The organism is Roseateles sp. GW821-FHT09G09, from assembly GCF_059415965.1.
Genome location: NZ_JBWKOG010000004.1, coordinates 604,074 through 627,417, shown reverse-complemented (window position 1 = coordinate 627,417; position 23,344 = coordinate 604,074). Strand labels below are relative to the sequence as shown.

The following is a 23,344-nucleotide window of genomic DNA, read 5'->3' as shown; positions in this document are numbered from 1 at the left end:
CACGACGCCCCATGGACGCCGCCAAGACCATCGTCTTCTCGCATGCCAACGGGTTCCCGGCGGGCTGCTACCGGGTGCTCTTCGAGCGCTGGCGCGACGCGGGCTGGACCGTGCACGCGCTGCCGCGCATCGGCCACGACCCGCGGTATCCGGTCACCAGCAACTGGCCGCACCTGCGCGACGAACTGCTGCACTTCATCCAGGACGAGGTCCAGCCGACAGCGCCGGTGATGCTGGTCGGGCACTCGCTGGGCGGGCTGCTGTCGCTGCTGGTCGCCTGCCGCAAGCCGGCCTTGGCGCGAGGCCTGGTGATGCTGGATTCGCCGGTGATCGACGGCTGGCGCGCGCACAGCCTGCGCGTGGCGAAGTCGGCGGGCTTCATCAAGCGCGTCTCGCCGGGCAAGATCTCGCACCAGCGGCGCTACGAATGGCCCAGCCTCGACGAGGCGCACGCGCATTTCGCCGCCAAGAACAAGTTCGCGCGCTGGGACCCCCGGGTGCTGAAGGACTACATCGCCAGCGGCTTCGACGCCCACGAGGATGGCCAGGTGCGCCTGGGCTTCCAGCGCGAGATCGAGACCCGCATCTACAACACGCTGCCGCACAACCTGCCGCGCATCCTGAAGGGCCACGCCCCGAAGTGCCCGGTGGCGTTCATCGCGGGCACGCAGTCGGAGGAACTCCGGCAGGCCACCGCGGCGGGCTCCAAGGCGCTGGCCAAGGACCTGTTCCGCTGGTTCGAGGGCACCCACCTCTACCCCTTCGAAAGACCCGACGACACGGCAGCGCTCGCCCTCGAATTGATGGGCGAGATCGAGGCCAAATCGGCGTCGCTATAATCTCCTTTTACCACCACGGCGTTTTCGGTTTCCTGCGCGGAAAACCGGCGCTGCAAGACAATGACCAAGTACGTCTTCGTCACCGGCGGTGTCGTGTCCTCTCTCGGCAAGGGCATCGCATCGGCCTCTCTCGCGGCCCTTCTCGAGTCCCGCGGCCTCAAAGTCACCCTGATCAAGCTGGATCCCTACATCAACGTGGATCCGGGGACGATGTCGCCGTTCCAGCACGGTGAAGTGTTCGTGACCGACGACGGCGCGGAGACCGACCTGGACCTGGGTCACTACGAGCGCTTCATCACCACGCGGATGAAGAAGAGCAACAACTTCACCACCGGACAGATCTACATGTCGGTGCTGGAGAAGGAGCGCCGCGGCGACTACCTCGGCAAGACGGTCCAGGTGATCCCGCACATCACGAACGAGATGCAGGACTTCATCCGTCGCGGCGCCGGTCACGGCACGCCGGACGCGGTGGACGTGGCGATCGTCGAGATCGGCGGCACGGTCGGCGACATCGAGTCGCTGCCCTTCCTGGAAGCCGCGCGCCAGATGAGCCTGAAGTCCGGCCCGAACAACGTCGCGTTCGTGCACCTGACCTACGTGCCCTGGATCGCCGCCGCCGGCGAGCTCAAGACCAAGCCCACGCAGCACACCGTGCAGAAGCTGCGCGAGATCGGCATCCAGCCCGACGCGCTGCTGTGCCGCGCCGACCGCCGCATCCCGGACGACGAGCGCGAGAAGATCTCGCTGTTCACGAACGTGCCCGAGTACGGCGTGATCTCGATGTGGGACGTCAACACGATCTACAAGGTCCCGCGCATGCTGCACGAGCAGGGCCTGGACCAGATGATCTGCACCAAGCTGCAGCTCAACACCAAGTCCGCGGACCTGAAGCGCTGGGACACGCTGGTCAACGAGGTCGAGAACCCCAAGACCGAAGTGACCATCGCCATGTGCGGCAAGTACACCGACCTGTCGGACAGCTACAAGTCGCTGAACGAGGCGCTGCGCCACGCCGGCATCCACAACCACGCCCGCGTCAACATCGAGTATGTCGATTCGGAGACGCTGGATGCCGAGCACTCGAAGCAGCTCGACAAGTACGACGCCATCCTGGTGCCGGGCGGCTTCGGCAAGCGCGGCGTCGAGGGCAAGATCCTCGCCGCCCAGTACGCCCGCGAACACAAGACGCCTTATCTGGGCATCTGCCTGGGCATGCAGGTCGCGACCATCGAGTACGCGCGCCACAAGGCCCACCTGGACGGCGCGAACTCGACCGAGTTCGAACCCGACGCGCCGCACAAGGTGATCGCGCTGATCGACGAGTGGCAGGACGCGGACGGCTCGATCCAGAAGCGCAACGCCCAGTCCGACCTCGGCGGCACGATGCGCCTGGGCGCGCAGAGTTCCGACGTCAAGCCGGGCACGCTGGCCTACGAGATCTACGGCCCGGTGGTGAACGAGCGTCACCGCCACCGCTACGAGGCCAACGAGCAATACCTGGACCAGCTGCAGGATGCCGGCCTGGTGATCTCGGCGATCACGCAGCGCGAGAAGCTGACCGAGATCGTCGAGCTGCCGCGCAACGTGCACCCCTGGTACATGGGCGTGCAGTTCCACCCGGAGTTCAAGTCGACCCCGTGGGACGGCCATCCGCTGTTCATCGCGTTCATCAAGGCCGCGCTGGAACACAAGGCCAAGGCCGGTCACGAGGTCAGCGCCCCCGCGGCGGCCTGAACGCCGCCGGTATCCGGGACGACTTCAGACACCAACGATAGCGACACCGCCCATGCCCGCCTTCATCATTGCCGACGTGACCGTGACCGACGCCGACCAGATGGCCAAGTACCGCGAATGGAGCACGAAGGCGATGCAGGAACACGGCGCGGAAGTGCTGGTCCGCGGCGGTGCGTTCGAGGTGCTGGAAGGCCCCTGGACGCCGAGCCGGCTCGTGGTGCTGAAGTTCCCCGACCGGGCTGCGGCCAAGGCCTTCTACGACTCGGAGACCTACCAGCATGCGAAGTCGCTGCGCGAGCACGCCGGCGTCATGCGCATGATCGTCGTCGACGGCGTCTGATCCCCCGCCATGCCCTGCACGAGCCATCGCGCCGCCAGCCTGTCCAGACGGACGGCGAGCGGCCCGGTGGCTTTTTCTCGTCCCGCTTCGTTCGTCCTCATTTCAGGGCGCAGCTTGTTCAGCACAGGTAACCCGTTGCTGGCACCATGCGCGCCGACCGAGTTTTTTCACTTCTGGAGACTGTTCCCATGAGCGCCATTGTTGACATCGTCGGCCGAGAGATCCTCGACAGCCGCGGCAACCCCACCGTGGAATGCGACGTGCTGCTGGAGTCCGGCGTGATGGGCCGCGCCGCCGTGCCGTCGGGCGCATCGACCGGCTCGCGCGAAGCCATCGAACTGCGTGACGGCGACAAGTCGCGCTACCTCGGCAAGGGCGTGCTGAAGGCCGTCGAGCACATCAACACCGAGATCTCGGAAGCCGTGCTGGGCCTGGACGCCTCCGAACAGGCCTTCCTCGACAAGACCCTGATCGACCTGGACGGCACCGAGAACAAGAGCCGCCTGGGCGCCAACGCCATGCTGGCCGTGTCGATGGCCGTGGCGCGCGCCGCCGCGGAAGAATCGGGCCTGCCGTTGTACCGCTATTTCGGCGGCATGAGCGGCAACCAGCTGCCGGTCCCGATGATGAACGTCATCAACGGCGGCGCGCACGCCAACAACTCGATCGACCTGCAGGAACTGATGATCATCCCCGTGGGCGCGCCGACGTTCCGCGAGGCGCTGCGCTGGGGCGCGGAGGTCTTCCATGCGCTCAAGAAGATCATCGACGCCAAGGGCATGTCCACGGCCGTCGGCGACGAAGGCGGCTTCGCCCCCAACGTCGAGAACCATGAAGCCGCGATCCAGATGATCCTGGAAGCGATCGACAAGGCCGGCTACACCGCCGGCGAGCAGATCGCGCTGGGCCTGGACTGCGCCGCCAGCGAGTTCTACAAGGACGGCAAGTACGTGCTGGAAGGCGAAGGCGGCATCCAGCTGACGGCCGAACAGTGGACCGACATGCTGGCCACCTGGGTCGACAAGTACCCGATCATCTCGATCGAGGACGGCATGGCCGAAGGCGACTGGGACGGCTGGAAGCACATCACCGAGAAGCTCGGCGACAAGGTGCAGCTGGTGGGCGACGACCTGTTCGTCACCAACACCAAGATCCTGAAGGAAGGCATCGACAAGGGCATCGCCAACTCGATCCTGATCAAGATCAACCAGATCGGCACCCTGACCGAGACCTTCGCCGCCATCGAGATGGCCAAGCGCGCCGGCTACACGGCCGTGATCTCGCACCGTTCGGGCGAGACCGAGGACTCGACCATCTCCGACATCGCCGTCGGCCTGAACGCCGGCCAGATCAAGACGGGTTCGCTGTCGCGCTCGGACCGCATGGCCAAGTACAACCAGCTGCTGCGCATCGAGGAAGACCTGGGCGACGTGGCGGTGTACCCGGGCCGCGCGGCGTTCTACAACCTGCGCTGATCGTCGGCGTCGACCTCCCGCACCGGCAGGCGACGCTGGAACGTGCACCGCGCGGGCGCTCCCCGCGTTCGAAGGGCAGGCCGTGGGGCCTGCCCTTTTTCGTTGCAGCTAAACTCGCGGCCTGTGAAAGCCCTGGCCATCGTCCTCACCGCGTTCCTTGTCGCCATCCAGGCCCAGCTCTGGTTCGGCAAGGGCGGCCTGGCCCGCGGCGTCCAGCTGCGCGCCGAACTGCGCGAGCAGGCCGACGCCAACGAGAAGGCCCGCGCGCGCAACACGCAGCTCCAGGCCGAATTGCTGGACCTGCGCGAAGGCCTCGAGATGGTCGAGGAAAAGGCCCGCATGGAACTGGGCATGGTCAAGCCGGACGAGGTCTTCGTCCCGCTGCGCCGCTGAACCACAATTCCCCTTCCGCAACTCCCGCATGCTCTCAGCGATGGATGCACTGCTGGCCTGGGCGCTCTCGCCCGCCTTCCATGCCCTCGGCAGCCCGATCAGTTGGCTGGAACTCGTCGCCTTCGCGCTCGCGATCTGGATGGTCGTGTGCAACATGCGCGTGCAGGTGATGGCGTGGCCGCTGGCACTGACCAGTTCGCTGCTCTACTTCCTGCTGTTCTGGAGCGGCAAGCTCTACGGCGAAGCGTCGCTGCAGCTGCTGTTCGCGGCACTCGCGCTGTGGGGCTGGTGGCAATGGATGCGCGGCCGCACCGCAGACGGCGACACCTTGCACGTGCGCACGCTCGGACCGAAGGGCCGAGTCGCCGCCGTGCTGTTCACGCTCGCGGCCTGGCCGCTGCTGGGGCTGTTCCTGCAGCACCGCACCGATTCGCCCCTCCCCTATTGGGATGCCCTCCCGACGGTGGCCAGCATCACCGGCCAGTGGCTGCTCGGGCGCAAGTACCAGGAGAACTGGCCCGTCTGGGTGATGGTCAACCTGGTGAGCATCGGCTTGTTCGCGTTGAAGGGCTACTGGCTGACGGTCGTGCTGTACGCGGTGTTCGTGCCGATGTCGGTGGCGGGCTGGCGCGCTTGGCAACGTCAGCTGCGGCCGGCGGCGATTGCCGCCTGAGCGGCAACGCCTGACCCTCTTCGACCCTCTTCAATTTCTTTCGATCCTTTTCGACCCGAAGCGACCCCGCCGGCCGTCCCCCTCATGACCTTGCACATCGCCCTCGTCGGCGCAGAGAGCACCGGCAAGAGCCGTCTCGGCGTGGCGCTGCTGGAGCATCTGACTGCCCAGACGCGGCTGCGCTGTGCGCTGGTCGGCGAGTACCTGCGCGAGTGGTGCGAGCGCGAGGGCCGCACGCCGCGCCCCGACGAGCAGCGCGCGATCGCCGAGGAGCAATGGCGCCGCGCCGAAGCCGCCGCTGCGGATCACGACCTCGTCCTGCACGACACCACGCCGCTGATGACCGCCGTCTACAGTGAGCTGCTCTTCGACGACACCAGCCTCCATCCCTTCGCGCTGCAGGTCCAGGCCCGCATGGACGCCACGCTGCTGATGGCGCTGGACTTGCCCTGGATCGCCGACGACTTGCGCGACGGCCCGCACGCGCAGCAGCCCACGGACCGCTTGCTGCGCCGCGCCCTGCGCGATGCGGGCCTGGGCTACAGCCTGGTCTCGGGCAGCGGCCCGGAGCGCCTGCAGCATGCGCTCAATGCGCTCGGTCCGCTGCTGAGGCCGCATCTCGGCCGCGAGGACGGTCTCTTCGGCCGTCTGCTCCAGCGCGAGGAAAGCCTGGGCGGCCCGGGCGGCTGGCAGGGCTGCGAGCTCTGCGACGACCCGGCGTGCGAGCACGCCAGCCGCGCCGCCAGCCGCAGCGCCGAACGCGAGCCGCGCGGCTGAACGCAGGGCTCACCGCGCCGCCACACAGGCGAGGCACAATCCGCCGCTTCAAATTCGTGGACTTTTCGCAGACCTTTCCGCAGACCTTTTCGCAAACTTTTTCGCAAACATTTGCGACCAACGAATTTCCCGAGATTCACGGCGTTCCAGGAGCCTCCCCCGATGAACCGTCCTTCCGTCCGCCGCCCGCTGGGCGCCCTGTCGATGCTGCTGAGCGCGGCCCTGCTCGCCGCCTGCGGATCGATGAGCTCCTCCGGACCGCAGGCGCCGCTGCCGCCCGCGCTGGAGGCGGCCGCCGTCAGGACGGCCCAGCCCGCGAAGCCCGTGTCGGGCTCGGTCGCCGTGAAGGTGCTGGCCATCAACGACTTCCACGGCAACCTGCTCCCGCCGGCGGGCGGCATCAAGCTGCCCGACCCGCAGGACCCCGACAAGACGATCACGCTGGGCGCCGGCGGCGCCGAGCGCATGGCCACGGTGGTCGCGCAGATCAAGGCGAAGAATCCCAACCACGTGTTCGTGGCGGCCGGCGACCTGGTCGGCGCGAGCCCGCTGCTGTCGGCCCTGTTCCACGACGAGTCGACGATCGAGTCGCTCGGCATGATGGGCCTGGACATCTCCTCGGTCGGCAATCACGAGTTCGACCAGGGGATCGAGGAACTGCTGCGCAAGCAGCGCGGCGGCTGCCACCCGAAGGACGGCTGCAAGGGCCCGACCGAGTTCAAGGGCGCGAAGTACCAGTACCTGGCCGCCAGCACCATCGACGAGAAGACCGGCCAGTCGGTGCTGCCGGCCTACGCGATCAAGCGCTTCGACGGCGTGCCGGTGGGCTTCATCGGCCTGTCGCTGAAGGGCACGCCGGAGCTGGTCAGCCCGACCGGCATCCGCGGCCTGCGCTTCGACGACGAGGCCGAGACGGTCAACCGCCTGGTGACCGAGCTGGACCGCCAGGGCGTGCATGCGTTCGTGGTGCTGATTCACGAAGGCGGCTACCCGACCGGCGGCATCAACGATTGCCCGGCGATCTCCGGGCCGATCGTCGACATCGTCAAGAAGCTGGACAAGCGCGTCGGCCTGATCGTGTCGGGCCACACGCACCGGGCCTACAACTGCCGCATCGACGGCCGGCTGGTCACCAGCGGCGACAAGTACGGCACGCTGGTCACCGAGATCGACCTGACCCTGGACCGCGCGACCGGCGCCATGACCGAGGCGCGCGCCAACAACGTCGTGGTGCGGCCTGAGACGGCCAAGGACCCGCGCCAGACGCTGCTGATCAGCAGCTACCAGCACGTGGCACAACCCTTGATCGAACGCCAGGTCGGTTTCCTGGCGCAGGCGCTGAGCAAGGAAGGCGACGACCGGAACGAAGGCGGCGGCTCGACGATGGGCCAGCTCGTGGCCGACGCCATGCTGGCCGCGACGCGGGCTCCGGAGAACGGCGGGGCGCAGGTCGCGTTCCAGAACATCGGCGGCGTGCGCACCGGCCTGATCCACCGCGCGGACGACACGGTCACCTTCGGCGACCTGTTCGCGGCACTGCCGTTCTCGAACGCGCTGGTGGTGCTCGAGATGAGCGGCGCGCAGTTGCAGGCCGTGCTGGAAGAACAATGGTGGGCCAACGACGCGAAGTTCCTGCCGCTGCAGGCCTCGCAAGGCTTCCGCTACCGCTGGGACAAACGACGTCCAGTCGGCTCGCGCGTGGTGCCGGGAAGCATGACGCTGAACGGCACGGCGGTCGCGCCGGACCAGAAGATCCGCGTCGCCATCAACAACTTCCTGCAGGTCGGCGGGGACAGCTTCAAGACCTTCACGACCGCACGGCTGGTGCAGACCGGACCCATGGACGTGGAAGCGCTGGAGGCCTACTTCAAGGCCCATGGCACCCAGCGCGTGAAAGCCACGGCGCTGGATCGGGTCGTGCGCGTGGATACGCCGTGACGGGTCGAAGACCGACGTCGGCAGGCCAGGCGCGGGCTCTCCGCGACGCAGGGGGCATCGCGTCCGCGAACCCCCAGCATCACTCCGGCCCCACTCGCGCTCGCTGACCCCGGTTCTTGGCGGAGCGCTTGGGTGGTGGCGTTACTGAACTTGCTTCGAGCCGGGGGCTTGGTATTGCGGGTCGGTGAAGAGCTCGCCGACATCCACCGGGTCGAAGACGTAGTGGTTGCCGCAGAACTCGCAACCGATCTCGACACCACCCAGCTCCGCCAGGATCTCGTCGACTTCCTGTCTGCCCAGGCCCAGCAGCATGCGGCCCACGCGCTCGCGCGAGCAGGTGCAGGCAAAACGCGGGTACTGCGGATCGAAGCGGCGGACGTTCTCTTCCCAGAACAGGCGGCGCAGGATCGTGTCACTGTCCAGCGTCAGCAGCTCTTCCGCCGTCAAGGTCGCGGCCAGCATGCTGATGCGGTTGTAGGCGTCCTCCATCTCCTCGCGCTCGACGCCCGACGTGGCACCCGGCTCCAGGTTGCCTTCGCCTTCGATCGGCAGGCGCTGGATCAGCAGGCCGGCGGCCAACTGGTCGTTGGCGGCCAGCACCAGCGTGGTCTCGAGCTGCTCGGACTGCCGCATGTAGTGCTGCAGCACGTCGCTGAGCTTCTCCAGCGGCTGGCCCTGCGGACCGCTCAGCGGGACGACGCCCTGGTACGGCTGCTGGCCCGGCAGGCGGTCCTTGGGATCGAGCGTGATTGCGACACGGCCCTGGCCGTGCACGTTGAGCATCTGCTGCAGCGTCGCGTCGTCCGCCACCGTCTCGCGCGTCTTGGCGGTGGAACGGAAGCTCGCATCCGGCTGCACTTCGACGACGGCCAGCTTCAGCGGGCCGTCGCCCATCACCTGGAAGATGAGCGCGCCGTTGAACTTGATGTTGGCCTGCATCAGCACGCCGGCCGCGGTCATCTGACCGAGCAGGTCGCGCACCGCCGGCGCCAGCGGCTCCTTGCGGCGGCCAAGCAGTTCCTTCCAGCTGTCGTCGAGCCGGACCAGCATGCCGCGCACGGGCAGGCCTTCGAAGAGGAATTTGTGGAGCTCGCTCGGAGCGGGCTTGATCGACGTGGCCATGGGCTTCCTTTGAATTCGAGTTATCTGGGGACGGATTGCGGATCGTCAATGCGGACGAGTTCGTCGGCGTAACGCTGGCCGTTCTTGACGTAATGGGCGGCGCTCATCGCGAGGCCCTGGATCTGCTGCGGCGTGAGCTCGCGCACGACCCGCGCGGGCGAACCGACGATCAGGCTGCCGTCGGGGAACTCCTTGCCCTCGGTGACCAGCGCGCCGGCGCCGACCAGGCAGTTGGCGCCGATGCGCGCGCCGTTGAGCACGACCGCGCCGATGCCGATCAGCGCGTTGTCGCCGACGGTGCAGCCGTGCAGCATGACCTGGTGGCCGACGGTGACGTTGCGGCCGAGGACCAGCGGCATGCCGGCGTCGGCGTGCAGCACGCTGCCGTCCTGGATGTTGCTGCCGGCGCCGATGGTGAGGTGTTCGCTGTCGCCGCGCAGGACGGCGTTGAACCAGACGCTGACGTCGTCCTCGAGCGTGACGCGGCCGACGACCTGCGCGCTGTCAGCGATCCAGACGCCGGTGCCGAGTTCCGGCGTGTGTTCGCCGAGGCGGTAGACGGCCATGCGCTGCTCCAGCTTGTCCAAAAGGGATAATTCTACGAATGGAACTTCGAACCCGCGCGCTGCAGGTGCTTCTGATCGCGGATCCGCAGGCCAAGGCGCTGGCGGCCCGGGAGCTGTACGCTGCGGCCGATGTCGCGGAGCTCGACATCGCCGCCCTCCTCACCCCCGACATCGAGCCACCCGGCCGCCCGGAGCGGCCGCGGCTGCTCGCCGCGCTGCAGGTGGGCTCGCGCTCGCCGTTCACGCCGGAAGGCCGAGCGGCGCTGATCCACGCGATCGCGCACATCGAGTTCAACGCGATCAACCTGGCGCTGGATGCGGTCTGGCGCTTCCCCGGCATGCCGCGCCCGTACTACCTCGACTGGCTGCGGGTGGCGTCCGAGGAGGCGTTGCACTTCACGCTGCTCGACGAGCATCTGCGCGGCCTCGGCCGGTCCTACGGCGACTTCGACGCGCACGACGGCCTGTGGACGATGGCGATGCGCACGGCGGGCGACGTGCTGGCGCGCATGGCGCTGGTGCCGCGCACGCTGGAGGCGCGCGGGCTGGACGCCACGCCGCCGCTGCAGGCGAAGTTCGCCAAGGCCGGCGACGCGCGCGCGGTGGAGATCCTGGACGTGATCCTGCGCGACGAGGTGGGCCACGTGCGCATCGGCAACCACTGGTACCGCCACCTGTGCCGCGAGCGCGGGCTGGATCCGCTGACGCTGTATCCCGAGCTCGTCGAGCGCTACGAGGCGCCGCGGCTGCGGCCGCCTTTCAACGTCGAGGCGCGCAGCGCCGCCGGCTTCAGCGATGAAGAGATCGCCTACCTGAGCAGTTGATCGTCAAGCGCACCGGCGCTCCCGCAAGCCTCCCCTGCCCGCCCAAGAAGGCTGACTCGCCCGTGCCATCCGGCGCGGGCGCCGAGATCCCCGACACTCCCGCCCATGACCCGCATCCAAGCCAACCTGCTGCTGACCCTCATCGCGATGATCTGGGGCTCGGCCTTCGTCGCCCAGGCCCATGGCATGGAGAGCATCGGCCCGATGATGTTCACCGGCATCCGCTTCCTGATCGGCGCGCTGGTGGTGCTGCCGCTGATCGTGCGCGAGCGGCGCGCGCCGGGCGCGACCGTGCTGCGCGGCAGCGACGCGCTGAAGATCATGGGCCTGGGCGCGCTGCTGACCACGGGCGCGGCCTTGCAGCAGATCGGCATCCAGTACACCTCGGTGACGAACGCCGGCTTCCTGACCGCGCTGTACGTGCCGCTGGTGCCGCTGCTGGGCTGGCTGCTGCTGCGCCAGCTGCCGCACTGGTCGGTGTGGCCCGGTGCGCTGGCCTGCCTGGTGGGCGCCTTCCTGCTGTCGGGCGCGCATCAGCTGGACATCGGCGTGGGGGACGCCTGGGTCATCGCGTCCTCGCTGCCCTGGGCGGTGCACGTGCTGCTGATCGGCATGGTCGCGGACCGGATGAATTCGCCGTTCACCGTCGCGGGCGGGCAGTTCCTGTTCTGCGGCCTCGTCTCGCTGGCGTGGGCGCTGGGCTTCGAGTCGTGGAGCTGGGCCGGCATCCAGGCCGCCGCCGGGCCTATCCTCTACACCGGCGTGCTGTCGGTGGGCGTGGCCTTCACCGGCCAGGTCGTCGCGCAGCGCTATGCGCACGCGGCGGACGCCGCGATCATCCTCTCGTCCGAGACGCTGTTCGCCGCCGTCTTCGGCTACCTGATGATGGGCGACCGCCTCAACGGCGCCGGGCTGCTGGGCTGCGCGCTGATCCTCGGCGCGATGCTGCTGATCCAGCTGCTGCCGATGCTGCGCGTGCTGCGGCCGCGCACGGCCTGACCCCCGGCGCTCAATCCAACGGGAACGCGCTCGTTTTCTTGACGGTGCGCAGCACCAGCATCGAGTTCGCCTTCGCCACACCCGGGAGTTGCATCAGCACGTGGGTGTGCAGGCGCTCGAGGTCCTCGGCGTCCTTGTAGGCGAAGCGCAGCAGGTAGTCGTTGCTGCCGGCGACGTAGAAGCAGTCGAGGATGTCGGGCGCGTCCTTCACCGCCTGTTCGAACTCGGCCAGCGCGGCGGGCGTCATGCGCTCGACGTTGACGATGGTCCAGCTCGTGCCGGGCTTGCCGATCGCCTTCGGATTGAGCAGCGCGACGACACGGTCGATCACGCCGGAATCCTCCAGCCGCTTGACGCGCCGCAGACAAGCCGACGGCGACAGGTGGACCTGCAGCGCGAGGTCCTGATTCGAGATGCGCGCATCGCGCTGCAAGACCGCGAGGATCGCGCGGTCGATCGCATCCAGTTGCACTTCCTTGATCATGGACGGCATTCTGTTCGAAGAATCCGGCGTCAAGCCGCATCGGATTGCGTCGCCGCGGGTTTTCCCGCCGACGGAACGCTCACCGATTGCGCGTCGGCTTGCCTAGACTGAGTCCATCGCTGAGCCTATTGATCACGCGCGCCGAACGCGCTCCGGGAGCTTCACCATGTCCACCCCCACCCGCCCCGACCTCGACGCCTACTGGATGCCGTTCACGGCCAACCGCCAGTTCAAGCAGGCGCCGCGCCTGCTGACGCGCGCCGACGGCATGTTCTTCACCGACGACCAGGGACGGCAGATCCTGGACGGCGTCGCGGGCCTGTGGTGCGTGAACGCGGGCCACAACCGGCCGCGCATCGTGAAGGCGATCCAGGAGCAGGCGGCGGAGCTCGACTTCGCGCCGCCGTTCCAGATGGCGCATCCGAAGGCGTTCGAGCTCGCGTCGCGACTCGCGGAGATCTCGCCGGAAGGCATGAACAAGGTGTTCTTCACCAACTCCGGATCGGAGTCGGTGGAGACGGCGCTGAAGATCGCGCTGGCGTATCACCGCGTCCGTGGCGAAGGCCAACGCACGCGGTTGATCGGCCGCGAGCGCGGTTATCACGGCGTCAATTTCGGCGGCATGTCGGTGGGCGGCATGGTCGCCAACCGCAAGATGTTCGGCACGCTGCTGTCGGGCGTCGACCACCTGCGCCACACGCACGACATCGGTCGCAACGCGTTCAGCGTCGGCCTGCCGGCGCACGGTGCGGAGCTGGCCGACGACCTCGAGCGGATGGTCGCGCTGCATGACGCGTCGACGATCGCCGCGGTGATCGTGGAGCCGGTGGCCGGCTCGGCCGGCGTGCTGATCCCGCCGCAGGGCTACCTGAAGCGCCTGCGCGAGATCTGCGACAGGCACGGCATCCTGCTGATCTTCGACGAGGTCATCACCGGTTTCGGCCGCACCGGCAGCCCGTTCGCGGCGCAGACCTTCGGCGTGACGCCGGACCTGATGACGGTCGCCAAGGGCCTGACCAACGGCTGCGTGCCGATGGGCGCGGTGTTCGCGCAGCAGCGCATCCACGACACCTTCATGAGCGGGCCGGAGCACCTGATCGAGTTCTTCCACGGCTACACGTACTCGGCGCATCCGCTGGCCTGCGCGGCGGGCCTGGCGACGCTGGATACCTACGCGGAGGAAGGCCTGCTGACGCGGGCCTCGGAACTGCAGGGCTACTTCGCCGAACAACTGCATTCGCTGCGCGGCGAGCCCAACGTCATCGACGTGCGCAACCTCGGCCTGGTCGGCGGCGTCGAGCTGTCGCCCCGCGCGGGCGAGCCGACCAAGCGCGCGTTCGAGACCTTCCTCGACTGCTGGCAGCAGGGCGTGCTGATCCGCACCACGGGCGACATCCTGGCGCTGTCGCCGCCGCTGATCGCGGAGCGGGAACACCTGGATCGGATGATCGACGCGATCCGGGTGGCGTTGCGGCGGTTGAAGTGAGTTTGCTTTCCACCTGCTCAGGCCAGGGCGTTGGCCGCCAGGTCGCGGGGCCCTGGCGTCAAGCGCCAGAACCCCGCGACCAGCCGTCCCCGATCACTTGCTGACTGCCCGCAGTTCTTTGCGTACGACGAGCTTGAGGCCAGACCACACCGCGCTGACGGCGCAGACCTTCACGTCGACCCAGCCGAGCGGCAGACACTCCTCGCGGATGACATCCTCGGTGATCGTGGTCGGAACCCTCGAGGCCTTCTTCGGCCACGAGATCCACAGCGCGGCGTCGTCGCGCAGTTTGCCTCGCAAGGCCTTCAACTGATGCGCAAGGTCCTCACGTTCGACGAGGAACACATGCGCGACGTCGACGGTCGCCGACGGCTGCTTCGCGCGTGCGACGCCCTCGGGCATCGGCGCGAGCCAGTCCTCGTAGCCCTCGGGCGCACTCAGTGTCCACAGCGAGCTGCCCGCCTGAATGCCCAGCTTGCGTGCGAGGGGCGTTCCCGAGTAACCCGCCGACGTCGCTCCCACCCCTGTCGCCATGTCTGACCCCTCCCTGCGTCGGGCATCATCACCCACCATGTCCAGCGCCACAACCGACCGGAAACCCGCGACCGCCACGACGTCCTCCGCGACGCCCTCCCCGGCAGCCGACGCAAGCTCCGGAATGATCGCCTCCCCCGGCCATCACGTCCCGTGGCTCTCCTATCTGAGCCTGGCCGCCAGCACCAGCGTGATCGGCAGCTACGTCGGCCTGTCCAAGCTGCTGGTCGTCGTGTTCCCGGTCTTCCTGCTGGCCTTCCTGCGTTTCGGCATGGCCGCCGTGTTCATGCTGCCGTGGCTCAGGCGCGGCCCGGCCGAGAAGCCGCTCACCGGCCGCACGCGCTTCCTGCTCTTCCTCGAATCCTTCTTCGGGAACTTCCTGTTCTCGATCTGCCTGCTGTTCGGGATGAAGCACAGCTCGGCCGTCGTGGCGGGCGTGATCATGGCCGGCATCCCGGCCACCGTCGCGCTGATGAGCTGGATCTTCCTGCGCGAACGCATCGCGCCGCGCACGCTGTTCGGCATCGCGATGGCGGTGGGCGGCATCGCGATGGTCGCGCTCGATCGCCATGGTGGCGGTGAACACCTCGGCGACACCTCCGCCTGGGGAGCGTTGCTGTTGGTCGGGGCCATGTGTTGCGAGGCCAGCTACGTCGTGATCGGCAAGAAACTCACCGCCGACCTGCCGCCGCGCCGCATCAGCGCGCTGATCAACCTCTGGGGCCTGATCCTCGTCACGCCGCTGGGGCTCTGGCAAGCCGTCGACTTCGATTTCGCCACCGTCGCCGTCAAGGACTGGGGCCTGCTGCTCTTCTATGCCATCGCCGCCAGCACCGTCACCGTCTGGCTCTGGATGAAGGGCCTGCAGCACGTCAGCGCGGCGAAGGCCGGCGTCTTCATGGTGTTCCTGCCGATCTCGACCGCGCTCATCGGACTGTTCCTGCTCGGGGAGCAGATGAGCGGCACCCAGTTGCTCGCCTACGCGCTGGCGCTGGGCGGCGTCGTGCTGGCGACCTGGCCCGGACGCGCCGCGTCCTGATGTCATCGACGCCGCGTCCCGACGACCGCCGGCAGCGTCAGGTTCTGTCTTCGGGCACCGGGGGCCGGCGGTGTCGCCAGACGGTCCAACCGGTCTTCTCCGGGATTACACCGGTCTCCATCTAGTTTTACTACCAATGTAATACCATTCGGCGATCCGGCCCGCTAAGATGGGTCGATCGAACCTGCCCGGACGCCTCGCGCCCGAGCCGCCAACTTCTCGCCGATGAACGCGACCGCCCCTTCCACGGCCTCTGCGCCTGCCTTTCCGACCGCCGTCAGCCCCGCCGTCAGCCAGGTCGACAACCAGGTCGTCAGCCAAGTCGTCAGCCAGGCCGACTGGGAAAGCTGGATCGCCAGCTGGTATGCCCTCCTGCGGCAACCCGTGCGTACCGGTGTGAGTCCGTTGGCGCCGACGTCGACGCCGCCTGGTTCCGGTACCAGACCGCCGCACGTGCTGGTCTTCGCGCCGCATCCGGACGACGAATGCATCGTCGGCGCGCTGCCGTTGCGGCTGCGCCAGGAAGCCGGCTGGCGGGTCACCAACATCGCCGTGACCTTGGGCAGCAGGCAGGACCGCCGCGCCGAGCGCTGGACCGAGCTCGGCGCCGCCTGCGACGTGCTGGGCTTCGACCTGCGCCTGCTGGCCGCCGACGGCTTCGAGCAGGTGAAGCCGGAAGCCGCCGCCGCGCGCACGCCGCTCTGGCAGCAGCAGGTCCGGCTGGTCGCCGAATTGCTGGCGGCCGAGCAGCCCGCGCTGATCCTCGTGCCGCACGCCGGCGACGGCATCCCGACGCACATCGGCGTGCACCTGCTGGTGAGCGAGGCGCTCGCGCAGGCGAAGATCTCCACCGTCTTCGCGCACACCGAGTTCTGGGCCACCCAGCCCGCACCCACGACGCTCGTGGAGACCGGCCAGCGCGACACCGCGCTGCTGGTGCGCGCCCTGGCCTGCCACCACGGCGAGATCGCCCGCAACCCCTATCACCTGCGCCTGCCGGCCTGGATGGCCGACAACGTGCGCCGCGGCGGCGAACTGCTCGCCGGTCCGGGCGAAGCACCGCCGGACTTCGCCTTCGGCACGCTGTACCGCCTGACGCGCTGGGTCGATGGCTCCGCCGCCGGCGAGCTGCCCAACACGCACTGGTCCTGCGACGCGCCGCTCGATCCGGACGCGCTGCTCAGCGCCTGACGCATCCCGGCGCAAGGCTGGGCGCCTCCCAACTTCAACTCATCGCTGCCCGCGCTTTCGGCATACGCGACGCGCACGCGGGGACGGTGCGCGGCCTCCTGCGGGCCTATGCTTCGGATTCCTTTTCGAGCCCTTCCGCCACGCCATGAGCGACGCCCGCACCGATCATCCGACCCACCTCCGCGTCCACCAGTTCGCCGGCCTCCAACCCGGTCCCAAGCTACTGGTGACGGCCGCCGTGCACGGCAACGAGGTCGCCGGCGTCGGCGCGATCCAGCGCGTGATCGCGATGCTGGACGAGGGCGCGCTGACGCTGCGCAAGGGCACGCTGACGATGATCCCCGTGGTCAATCCGCTGGCCCATCGCCTGCAGCGCCGCGAGGGCGAACGCAACCTGAACCGCAACCTGCGCGTCAACCCGATCCCGCAGGACTTCGAGGACCGCATCGCCAACCGCCTGTGCCCGTGGATCGCCGCGTGCGACGTGCTGCTGGACCTGCACAGCTTCAACAACCCCGGTCCGGCCTTCGCGATGATCGGCCCGCGCGACAACGACGGCGACCTGGAGCCCTTCCGCCACCAGGCCGCCGAGACCGCGCTGGCGCTGGCCGTGGGCACCTCGCGCCTGGTCGAGGGCTGGTTGTCGACCTACGCGCTGGGCCTGAAGCGCCGCGCCGACAAGGCCGCGGACGGCTCGCGCAAGATGGCGCTGCAGCAGGACCCGCACTACGGCGTCGGCACCACCGAATACATGCGCAGCACCGGCGGCTACTGCATCACGCTCGAATGCGGCCAGCACGCCGATCCGCAGGGCCCCGAGGTCGCCTTCAAGGCGATCCTGCGCACGCTGGTGCTGCTGGGCATGATCTCGCCCGAGGGCGTCGAGCTCGCCGACCCCAAGCGCCCCGTCGAGCTGCTGCAGCTCTATGAGGTCGTCGACCGTGAGAGCCCGGAGGACACCTTCACCCGCGCCTGGGCCAGCTTCGACGCGATCGCCGAGGGCGAACGCATCGGCACCCGCGCCGACGGCACGCCGGTGCTGGCGCCCTCCGGCGGCCGCATCGTCTTCCCGAACAACAACGCGCAACCCGGCCACGAGTGGTTCTACCTGGCAAAGCCCAGCGACCGCGTGTTGACTTGAGCTTCTGGCTAGAGTGGGCGGCATGAACCACACCCCCGCTGACACCCCCGCTGACACCTCCGCTGGCACCAACGCGTCTTCCGCCGGCGCCTCCGCTGCTGCTTCCGCCCAGCCGCCGAGCCCCCTCCAGCCGCTGCGCATCGACTTCGTCTCCGACGTCGCCTGCCCCTGGTGCGCCGTCGGCCTGAAGTCGCTGGAGACCGCCCTGGCGCGCGTGCCGGAGGTGCAGGTCGACATGCACTTCCAGCCCTTCGAGCTGAACCCGCAGATGGTCCCCGAGGGCGAGGACATCGAGGAACACCTGACGCGCAAGTACCGCTCGACGCCCGAGCAGCGCAAGGACATCCGCGCGCATCTGAAGCAGCGCGGCGCCGACGTCGGCTTCACCTTCACCGAAGGCGCGCGCAGCCGCGTTTGGAACACCTTCGACGCGCACCGCCTGCTGCACTGGGCCGGGCTGCAATCGGCACGGGCGCAGCGCGACCTGAAGCTCGCGCTGCTGACCGCGTATCACACCCACGGCAAGAACCCGGGCGATCGCGAGACGCTGCTGGACACGGCGCGCGAGATCGGCCTCGACGCCGCCGAGGCGGCGCGCGTCCTGGACAGCGGCGAGTTCGCCGACGAGGTGCGCGACGCCGAGTCGCTGTGGCAGAGCCGCGGCATCAGCTCGGTGCCGGCGGTCGTGATCAACGAGAAGTACCTGATCTCGGGCGGCCAGCCGCCGGAGGCCTTCGAACAGGCATTGCGCCAGATCGCGAGCGAACAGCAAGTGCAGGCGACGTAACGTACGCAAGGGGGTTGTTCCGCTGCCGGCACGACCGCCAGACCTGAGACAATCCCTCATCGTTTGAACGGGGCCCGCGTCGTCCGCGTGGCCCCGTTTTCATTGCTGTCGTCTGTCGTTGTCGCGAGTTTTCGTCCGTATGTTCAAGAACCTGATCGTTTACCGTCTGGCCGCCGATTGGCAGCCCAACGTCGAGAAGCTCGAGGAGGCCCTCGAGAACGAGCGTTTCGCCCCCTGCGGCGCCACGGAAGCGCTGTCCGCCGGCTGGGTGCCGCCGCGTGGCGAACCGGGCGCCCGGCTGCTGGAAGAGATCGGCGACCACTGGCTGCTGAGCCTGCGCATGGAAAAGCGCGTGCTGCCCGGTTCGGTGGTGCGCGAGAAGGTCGACGAGATGGTCGAGCGCATCGAGCTCGAGACCGGCCGCCGTCCCGGCAAGAAGCAGCAGCGCGACATGAAGGAGCAGGCCACGCTGGAGCTGCTGCCCCGCGCCTTCACGCTGCAGTCCCACCTGCGGGTGTGGATCTCCCCCAAGCAGGGCTTCCTGATGGTGGACGCGGGCTCCATCGGCAAGGCCGACGAGCTGATCACGCTGCTGGTGAAGGCCGACTCGTCGATCAACCTGCACCTGCTGCAGAGCGCCGAATCGCCGGCCGCCTGCATGGCCGCGTGGCTGATGGACGGCGTGCCGCCGGCGGAGTTCGTCATCGACCGCGACTGCGAGCTCAAGGCCGCCGACGAGATGAAGGCCGCCGTGCGCTACGCCCGCCACAACCTGGACACCGACGAGGTCAAGGCGCACCTGACCAGCGGCAAGATGCCCACGCGCCTGGCGATGACCTGGAAGGAGCGCGTCTCCTTCACGCTGACGGACACGATGCAGATCAAGGGCATCAAGTTCCTGGACGTGGTCTTCGACGGCCGCGACAAGCCGGCCAAGGACGAGGCCTTCGACGTCGATGCGGCGCTGGCCACCGGCGAACTCGCGCAGCTGATCCCCGACATGATCGAAGGACTGGGCGGCGAGCTCGACTTCATCGGCCAGTCGGCCAAGATCGCGGCGGAACATGCGCCAGGGGGCGCGGCGGCCAAGCCGGCGGCATCGGCATCGGCATCGGCATCCGAAGCCGCCGGAGCGAAGGCGTCCAAGACGGCCTCGCCCGCGAAGGACGAAGACCTCGCCGCTGAAGCGGCGCCCTGGGACTGAGTCCGCAGAGCCTGCCATGACGCACGCCCCCGCCGCGGACACCGACTGGGTGCGTCACGGCGCGGGCCAGGACGGCCTCCATCGACTCGAGGCCTTTTTTCATGGCGAGGCCTACACGCCGCATCGCCACGACACCTACGCGATCGGCACGACGCTGGCCGGCGTCCAGTCCTTCACCTATCGCGCGTCGCTGCGGCACAGCCTTGCCGGGCACACGGTCGTGCTGCATCCGGACGAACTCCACGATGGGCACGCGGGCACCGACGCCGGTTTCCGCTATCGCATGCTCTACCTGGCGCCGGCGCGGCTGCAGGAGATGCTCGGCGGCGTGGCCCTTCCCTTCGTGCCGGGCGGCGTGTCGACCGATCCCCGGCTCGCCCGTGCCACACGCGCGCTGCTGGCGCAGCTCGCCGCGCCGCTTGACGCGCTGGAGCAGGACGACGGGCTGCTGACACTCGCCACCGCGCTGCAACTTGCGGCGGGCTCGTCGCCGCGGCGACTGCGCGGCGACTACCGCGCCGCCCAGGTCGCGCGCGAGTACATGGACGATCGCCTTGACGGCGTCGTCACGCTGGATGAGCTGGCCAGGGTCGCGGGCCGCGATCGATGGAGCCTCTCGCGCGACTTCCGCGCGAGCTTCGGCACCAGTCCGTATCGCTACCTCACCTTGCGGCGGCTGGACCTCGCGCGCCGCTTGATGCTCTCCGGGCAAGCGCTCGCGGACTGCGCGGTCCACGCCGGCTTCGCGGACCAGAGCCATCTGACGCGTCAGTTCGCAAGCGCCTTCGGTGTCACGCCGGCACGATGGCTGCGCATGACAGGCAAATAGGGCCAGGGCTAAAGCTAGAGCTAGGACTCGAGTTCGAGTTCGAGTTCGAGTTCGAACTGGACGCACGATCGTTCAAGACGCAGCGAGGGCCGGTCGACAAGATGGGCGCTCCATCAGATTTCTTCGCGCTGAACGCCTTGAACGCCATGACAAGCCCTGCCTCCCTTCCGACCTCGCCGCGGGGCTACCGCGCCGTCAACCTCGCCGACAAGCTCTCACTGCTGCACGAGCAGTGGTCGCAGCGCGTGGTGGCCGAGATCAACGACTACCAGTTCAAGATCGCCAAGGTCGAAGGCGAGTTCATGTGGCACGCGCATGCCGAGACCGACGAAGCCTTCCTCGTCGTGGCCGGCGAGCTGCGCCTGGACTTCCGCGACGGCGCGGTCACGCTGCGCGCGGGCGAGCTGTTCGTCGTCCCGCGCGGCGTGGAGCACAAGCCCAGCGCCGAACGGGAGACGCATATCCTGGTCATCGAGCCGCGCGGCGTGGTCAATACCGGCGAAGCGCACAACGAGCGCACGCAACCGAACGACCGCTGGGTCTGAGCTGCGTCGTCGACCGGCGGCCGATGTCGGTCACCGCGTCCGCCCATCCTGCCCCATCAGACGCAGCATCTCCGCCGGGTTCACGTCGACGAGCCGGAACAGGGCGTCGCGGAGCGACTTCCTGAACTGGTCGAACTCGTCCTGAGAAGGCAGCTCGTCCTGACGCCCCTGTGCACGACGCCGCAACACCTGGCACAGCAGATCGGCGAATCCTTCGAAGCCCGGTCTGTCGAAAGCGACCCAGGTGATCTCACAGCCGAAGCGTTCCGTGATCGCCACCATCACCTCGCTCTGCATGCCCTTGTCCGAGTGGAGGACGCGCAAGGTTCGAGAGTTCGGAGGATCGACGGGACGTTCCATCGAGCCGCTCGCGCTGGCCGGCAGCACCGTCACCTCCGTGCCGTCCAGGTCCTTCATCTCGACGGCCACGATCGCCAGGGTGGTCATCGACGCGGTGCGCAGGGTGGGATCGCCCCAGGTGGCTTCCTCGTCGATCATTTTCTTGACCAGGGCGTGAGCCAGGTCGGTCTGCTTTGCTCGTTCGACGGACGACGTCGTGGTGGCGGATGGCGAACCATCGCGCGTCAGGATCGACGTCGTGTCAGCAGAAGTGGCGAGGGACAAACAGTTCAGCAAGAGGAGCTCCTGGAAATCGCAAGGAGCCACTCAGTGTGCAGATGACAACGACCGTTCGCCTCTGCGCGAACAAGCGCGCTAGAACAGATCCTGCTGTTCGCCCACCTGCTGCCCGGTCGCCCGGGCCTCGATCGCGAGGATCTTCAGCTTGGTCGCGACGCCGCCCGGCGCGGAGAAGCCCGTCAGGTTCGCCGCCTTGCCCGCCGCCGGCGCGCCCATCACGCGATGGCAGGGCACGATGGGCGCGAACGGGTTGTGGCCCTCCGCGCGGCCGACGGCGCGCGCGGCGTTCGGCTGCCCGAGCCGCGCCGCCACCTCGCCGTAGGTCAGCGTCTGCCCGACCGGGATGCGCCGCGTGAACGCCAGCACCTCGCGATCGAAGGCCGGGACCGCGCTGTCGTCGAGTTCGATCTCGAGCAGGTCGCGCGACTCGCCGTCGAGCAGCGCGCGCACGCCGAGGCAGGCCTGCTTCACCGCTTCGGGCAGGAGCTCGAAATCCGCCTCCTCGCGCGCAGCGGGGAAGCGCACCCACATGCGGTCGCGCGTGACGGACAGGCTCTCTTCCGGCAACTGCGAAGCGACGATGCCGCGCTCCGTCCACGCGATGCCGCAGTGGCCGAGCACCGTCGGATAGCAATGGAAGAACACCTGCGGCGCCATGGGGCAATGCTGATCCGCGACGCGGTCAGTTCGTGACAGGAACCGGCGAGGCCGGCGAAACTGGCGAGGCCGGATCGATCGACGCGTCGACCGGCGGCTTGAACGCGGGATGCTGCATCGCGATCTCGGCGGCCTGCAGGCGCGCGGCGGTGGCGAGCTTCGCGACCTCGCGCGGCGCCATCGCCTTGAGCTTGTGGTCCGACCACACCTGGCGCCAGCGGCGCGCGCCGGGCAGGCCGTTCCACAGGCCGAGCGCATGCCGCATCGCCTGCGACCACGGTCGGCCGAGCGCCACCTGCCGGTCGAGATAGTCCAGCCACTGCGCCTCGACCGCCTCGCGGCTCGCGACCGGCGCCTGCGACTCGCCGAAGAAGCGCTGGTCCCACTGCGCCATCTGCCAGGGCTCGTGATAGGCCTGCCGACCGACCATCACGCCGTCGACATGGTCGAGCTGCGCGGCGATCTCGTCGTCCGTCTTGAGGCCGCCGTTGATGGCGATGGTCAGATGCGGGAACTCGCGCTTGAGGCGGTGGACGAGTTCATACCGCAGCGGTGGGATGTCGCGGTTCTCCTTGGGCGACAGGCCTTGCAGCCACGCGTTGCGCGCATGGACGAGGAAGACCTCGCAGCCGGCCTCGGCGACCTGGCCGACGAAGTCGCGCACGAAGTCGTAGCTCTCGATCCGGTCGATGCCGATGCGGTGCTTGACGGTGACCGGAATCGCGACCGCGTCGTGCATCGCCTTGACGCCGTCGGCGACCAGCGCCGGCTCCGCCATCAGGCAGGCGCCGAACGCGCCGCGCTGGACGCGTTCACTGGGGCAGCCGCAGTTCAGGTTGACCTCGTCGTAGCCCCACTGCTCGGCCAGCTTCGCGCAGGCGGCGAGATCGGCCGGCTCCGAGCCGCCAAGCTGCAACGCGACCGGGTGTTCCTGCGCGTTGAAATCGAGGTGCCGGGGCTTGTCGCCATGCAGGATCGCGCCGGTCGTTACCATCTCGGTGTAGAGCAGCGTGTGGCGGGTCAGCAGCCGATGGAGATACCGGCAGTCGGCGGTCGTCCAGTCCAGCATCGGTGCAACGGACAGGCGCCAAGGGGAAAACTTCGAGGACATGGGGCGATTATCCC

The 23,344-nt window shown here is 68.5% G+C and carries 25 protein-coding genes; 18 read left to right on the top strand and 7 right to left on the bottom strand.

Annotated features, from left to right (window positions below):
• The first annotated feature begins 11 nt into the window (after positions 1-11).
• The 8 genes from AC07O8_RS14175 (at position 12) to AC07O8_RS14140 (ending at position 8,172) form a co-directional block, all read left to right on the top strand.
• The gene (locus AC07O8_RS14175; protein WP_495048625.1) at positions 12-839 is read left to right on the top strand and encodes an alpha/beta fold hydrolase; all 828 of its coding nucleotides are present in this window, start codon (positions 12-14) and stop codon (positions 837-839) included.
• Positions 840-899: 60 nt separating this feature from the next.
• The gene (gene pyrG / locus AC07O8_RS14170) at positions 900-2,576 is read left to right on the top strand and encodes a CTP synthase (protein ID WP_495048624.1); all 1,677 of its coding nucleotides are present in this window, start codon (positions 900-902) and stop codon (positions 2,574-2,576) included.
• A gap of 52 nt (positions 2,577-2,628) precedes the next feature.
• On the top strand, positions 2,629-2,916 hold the full coding sequence (locus tag AC07O8_RS14165; protein ID WP_495048623.1) for a DUF1330 domain-containing protein: 288 nt from the start codon (positions 2,629-2,631) through the stop codon (positions 2,914-2,916).
• A gap of 188 nt (positions 2,917-3,104) precedes the next feature.
• The gene (gene eno, locus AC07O8_RS14160) at positions 3,105-4,391 is read left to right on the top strand and encodes a phosphopyruvate hydratase (protein ID WP_495048622.1); all 1,287 of its coding nucleotides are present in this window, start codon (positions 3,105-3,107) and stop codon (positions 4,389-4,391) included.
• A 123-nt stretch (positions 4,392-4,514) separates the two neighbouring features.
• Positions 4,515-4,784 carry a cell division protein FtsB gene (gene ftsB / locus AC07O8_RS14155; RefSeq protein ID WP_088405488.1) on the top strand — a complete coding sequence of 90 codons (270 nt, stop codon included), beginning with the start codon at positions 4,515-4,517 and terminating at the stop codon, positions 4,782-4,784.
• 40 nt (positions 4,785-4,824) lie between these two features.
• Entirely contained in the window at positions 4,825-5,457 is a 633-nt protein-coding gene (gene pnuC / locus AC07O8_RS14150) for a nicotinamide riboside transporter PnuC (protein WP_495048621.1), read from the top strand.
• 84 nt (positions 5,458-5,541) lie between these two features.
• Entirely contained in the window at positions 5,542-6,234 is a 693-nt protein-coding gene (locus AC07O8_RS14145) for an AAA family ATPase (protein ID WP_495048620.1), read from the top strand.
• Positions 6,235-6,396: 162 nt separating this feature from the next.
• Positions 6,397-8,172: a bifunctional metallophosphatase/5'-nucleotidase gene (locus tag AC07O8_RS14140; RefSeq protein ID WP_495048619.1), complete on the top strand. Its 1,776-nt coding sequence runs from the start codon at positions 6,397-6,399 to the stop codon at positions 8,170-8,172.
• Between the two features lie 141 nt (positions 8,173-8,313).
• Here the strand turns inward: AC07O8_RS14140 and hslO are convergent, their stop codons facing one another.
• Both hslO and AC07O8_RS14130 read right to left on the bottom strand, forming a co-directional pair.
• Positions 8,314-9,294 (bottom strand): Hsp33 family molecular chaperone HslO, encoded by a 981-nt coding sequence (gene hslO / locus AC07O8_RS14135; RefSeq protein WP_495048618.1) that lies wholly within the window; start codon positions 9,292-9,294, stop codon positions 8,314-8,316.
• A gap of 20 nt (positions 9,295-9,314) precedes the next feature.
• Positions 9,315-9,860 carry a gamma carbonic anhydrase family protein gene (locus AC07O8_RS14130; protein WP_495048652.1) on the bottom strand — a complete coding sequence of 182 codons (546 nt, stop codon included), beginning with the start codon at positions 9,858-9,860 and terminating at the stop codon, positions 9,315-9,317.
• 38 nt (positions 9,861-9,898) lie between these two features.
• Here AC07O8_RS14130 and AC07O8_RS14125 point away from each other — a divergent pair, with 38 nt between their 5' ends.
• Both AC07O8_RS14125 and AC07O8_RS14120 read left to right on the top strand, forming a co-directional pair.
• The gene (locus AC07O8_RS14125) at positions 9,899-10,684 is read left to right on the top strand and encodes a ferritin-like domain-containing protein (protein WP_495048617.1); all 786 of its coding nucleotides are present in this window, start codon (positions 9,899-9,901) and stop codon (positions 10,682-10,684) included.
• A 105-nt stretch (positions 10,685-10,789) separates the two neighbouring features.
• The gene (locus AC07O8_RS14120) at positions 10,790-11,683 is read left to right on the top strand and encodes a DMT family transporter (RefSeq protein ID WP_495048616.1); all 894 of its coding nucleotides are present in this window, start codon (positions 10,790-10,792) and stop codon (positions 11,681-11,683) included.
• A gap of 10 nt (positions 11,684-11,693) precedes the next feature.
• Here the strand turns inward: AC07O8_RS14120 and AC07O8_RS14115 are convergent, their stop codons facing one another.
• On the bottom strand, positions 11,694-12,167 hold the full coding sequence (locus tag AC07O8_RS14115) for an Lrp/AsnC family transcriptional regulator (RefSeq protein WP_495048615.1): 474 nt from the start codon (positions 12,165-12,167) through the stop codon (positions 11,694-11,696).
• 166 nt (positions 12,168-12,333) lie between these two features.
• On the opposite strand from AC07O8_RS14115, the gene aptA reads away from it, so the two are divergent.
• Positions 12,334-13,653: an omega-aminotransferase AptA gene (gene aptA, locus AC07O8_RS14110; RefSeq protein ID WP_495048614.1), complete on the top strand. Its 1,320-nt coding sequence runs from the start codon at positions 12,334-12,336 to the stop codon at positions 13,651-13,653.
• A gap of 93 nt (positions 13,654-13,746) precedes the next feature.
• On the opposite strand, the gene AC07O8_RS14105 is transcribed toward aptA, so the two are convergent.
• A complete protein-coding gene (locus AC07O8_RS14105; protein ID WP_495048613.1) occupies positions 13,747-14,187 on the bottom strand; it encodes a DUF3052 domain-containing protein in 441 nt (146 codons plus the stop codon).
• A 124-nt stretch (positions 14,188-14,311) separates the two neighbouring features.
• Here AC07O8_RS14105 and AC07O8_RS14100 point away from each other — a divergent pair, with 124 nt between their 5' ends.
• The 7 genes from AC07O8_RS14100 to AC07O8_RS14070 all read left to right on the top strand — a co-directional run bounded on the left by AC07O8_RS14100 (position 14,312) and on the right by AC07O8_RS14070 (position 20,923).
• The gene (locus AC07O8_RS14100; RefSeq protein ID WP_495048612.1) at positions 14,312-15,226 is read left to right on the top strand and encodes a DMT family transporter; all 915 of its coding nucleotides are present in this window, start codon (positions 14,312-14,314) and stop codon (positions 15,224-15,226) included.
• 225 nt (positions 15,227-15,451) lie between these two features.
• Positions 15,452-16,417: a PIG-L deacetylase family protein gene (locus AC07O8_RS14095; RefSeq protein ID WP_495048611.1), complete on the top strand. Its 966-nt coding sequence runs from the start codon at positions 15,452-15,454 to the stop codon at positions 16,415-16,417.
• Between the two features lie 145 nt (positions 16,418-16,562).
• Positions 16,563-17,558 carry a succinylglutamate desuccinylase/aspartoacylase family protein gene (locus AC07O8_RS14090; RefSeq protein ID WP_495048610.1) on the top strand — a complete coding sequence of 332 codons (996 nt, stop codon included), beginning with the start codon at positions 16,563-16,565 and terminating at the stop codon, positions 17,556-17,558.
• Between the two features lie 22 nt (positions 17,559-17,580).
• Entirely contained in the window at positions 17,581-18,345 is a 765-nt protein-coding gene (locus AC07O8_RS14085) for a DsbA family oxidoreductase (protein ID WP_495048609.1), read from the top strand.
• A 139-nt stretch (positions 18,346-18,484) separates the two neighbouring features.
• Positions 18,485-19,549, top strand: a complete 1,065-nt coding sequence (locus tag AC07O8_RS14080) for a recombination-associated protein RdgC (protein ID WP_495048608.1) — start codon at positions 18,485-18,487, stop codon at positions 19,547-19,549.
• A gap of 16 nt (positions 19,550-19,565) precedes the next feature.
• Positions 19,566-20,378 (top strand): AraC family transcriptional regulator, encoded by an 813-nt coding sequence (locus AC07O8_RS14075; protein WP_495048607.1) that lies wholly within the window; start codon positions 19,566-19,568, stop codon positions 20,376-20,378.
• A gap of 146 nt (positions 20,379-20,524) precedes the next feature.
• Complete coding sequence (locus tag AC07O8_RS14070) at positions 20,525-20,923, top strand: cupin domain-containing protein (RefSeq protein ID WP_495048606.1); 399 nt, start codon at positions 20,525-20,527, stop codon at positions 20,921-20,923.
• Positions 20,924-20,953: 30 nt separating this feature from the next.
• Here the strand turns inward: AC07O8_RS14070 and AC07O8_RS14065 are convergent, their stop codons facing one another.
• The 3 genes from AC07O8_RS14065 to dusA all read right to left on the bottom strand — a co-directional run bounded on the left by AC07O8_RS14065 (position 20,954) and on the right by dusA (position 23,330).
• Complete coding sequence (locus AC07O8_RS14065; RefSeq protein WP_495048605.1) at positions 20,954-21,559, bottom strand: hypothetical protein; 606 nt, start codon at positions 21,557-21,559, stop codon at positions 20,954-20,956.
• 78 nt (positions 21,560-21,637) lie between these two features.
• Complete coding sequence (locus tag AC07O8_RS14060) at positions 21,638-22,219, bottom strand: methylated-DNA--[protein]-cysteine S-methyltransferase (RefSeq protein ID WP_495048604.1); 582 nt, start codon at positions 22,217-22,219, stop codon at positions 21,638-21,640.
• Positions 22,220-22,244: 25 nt separating this feature from the next.
• Positions 22,245-23,330 (bottom strand): tRNA dihydrouridine(20/20a) synthase DusA, encoded by a 1,086-nt coding sequence (dusA, locus tag AC07O8_RS14055; RefSeq protein WP_495048603.1) that lies wholly within the window; start codon positions 23,328-23,330, stop codon positions 22,245-22,247.
• Between the last annotated feature and the right edge of the window lie 14 nt (positions 23,331-23,344).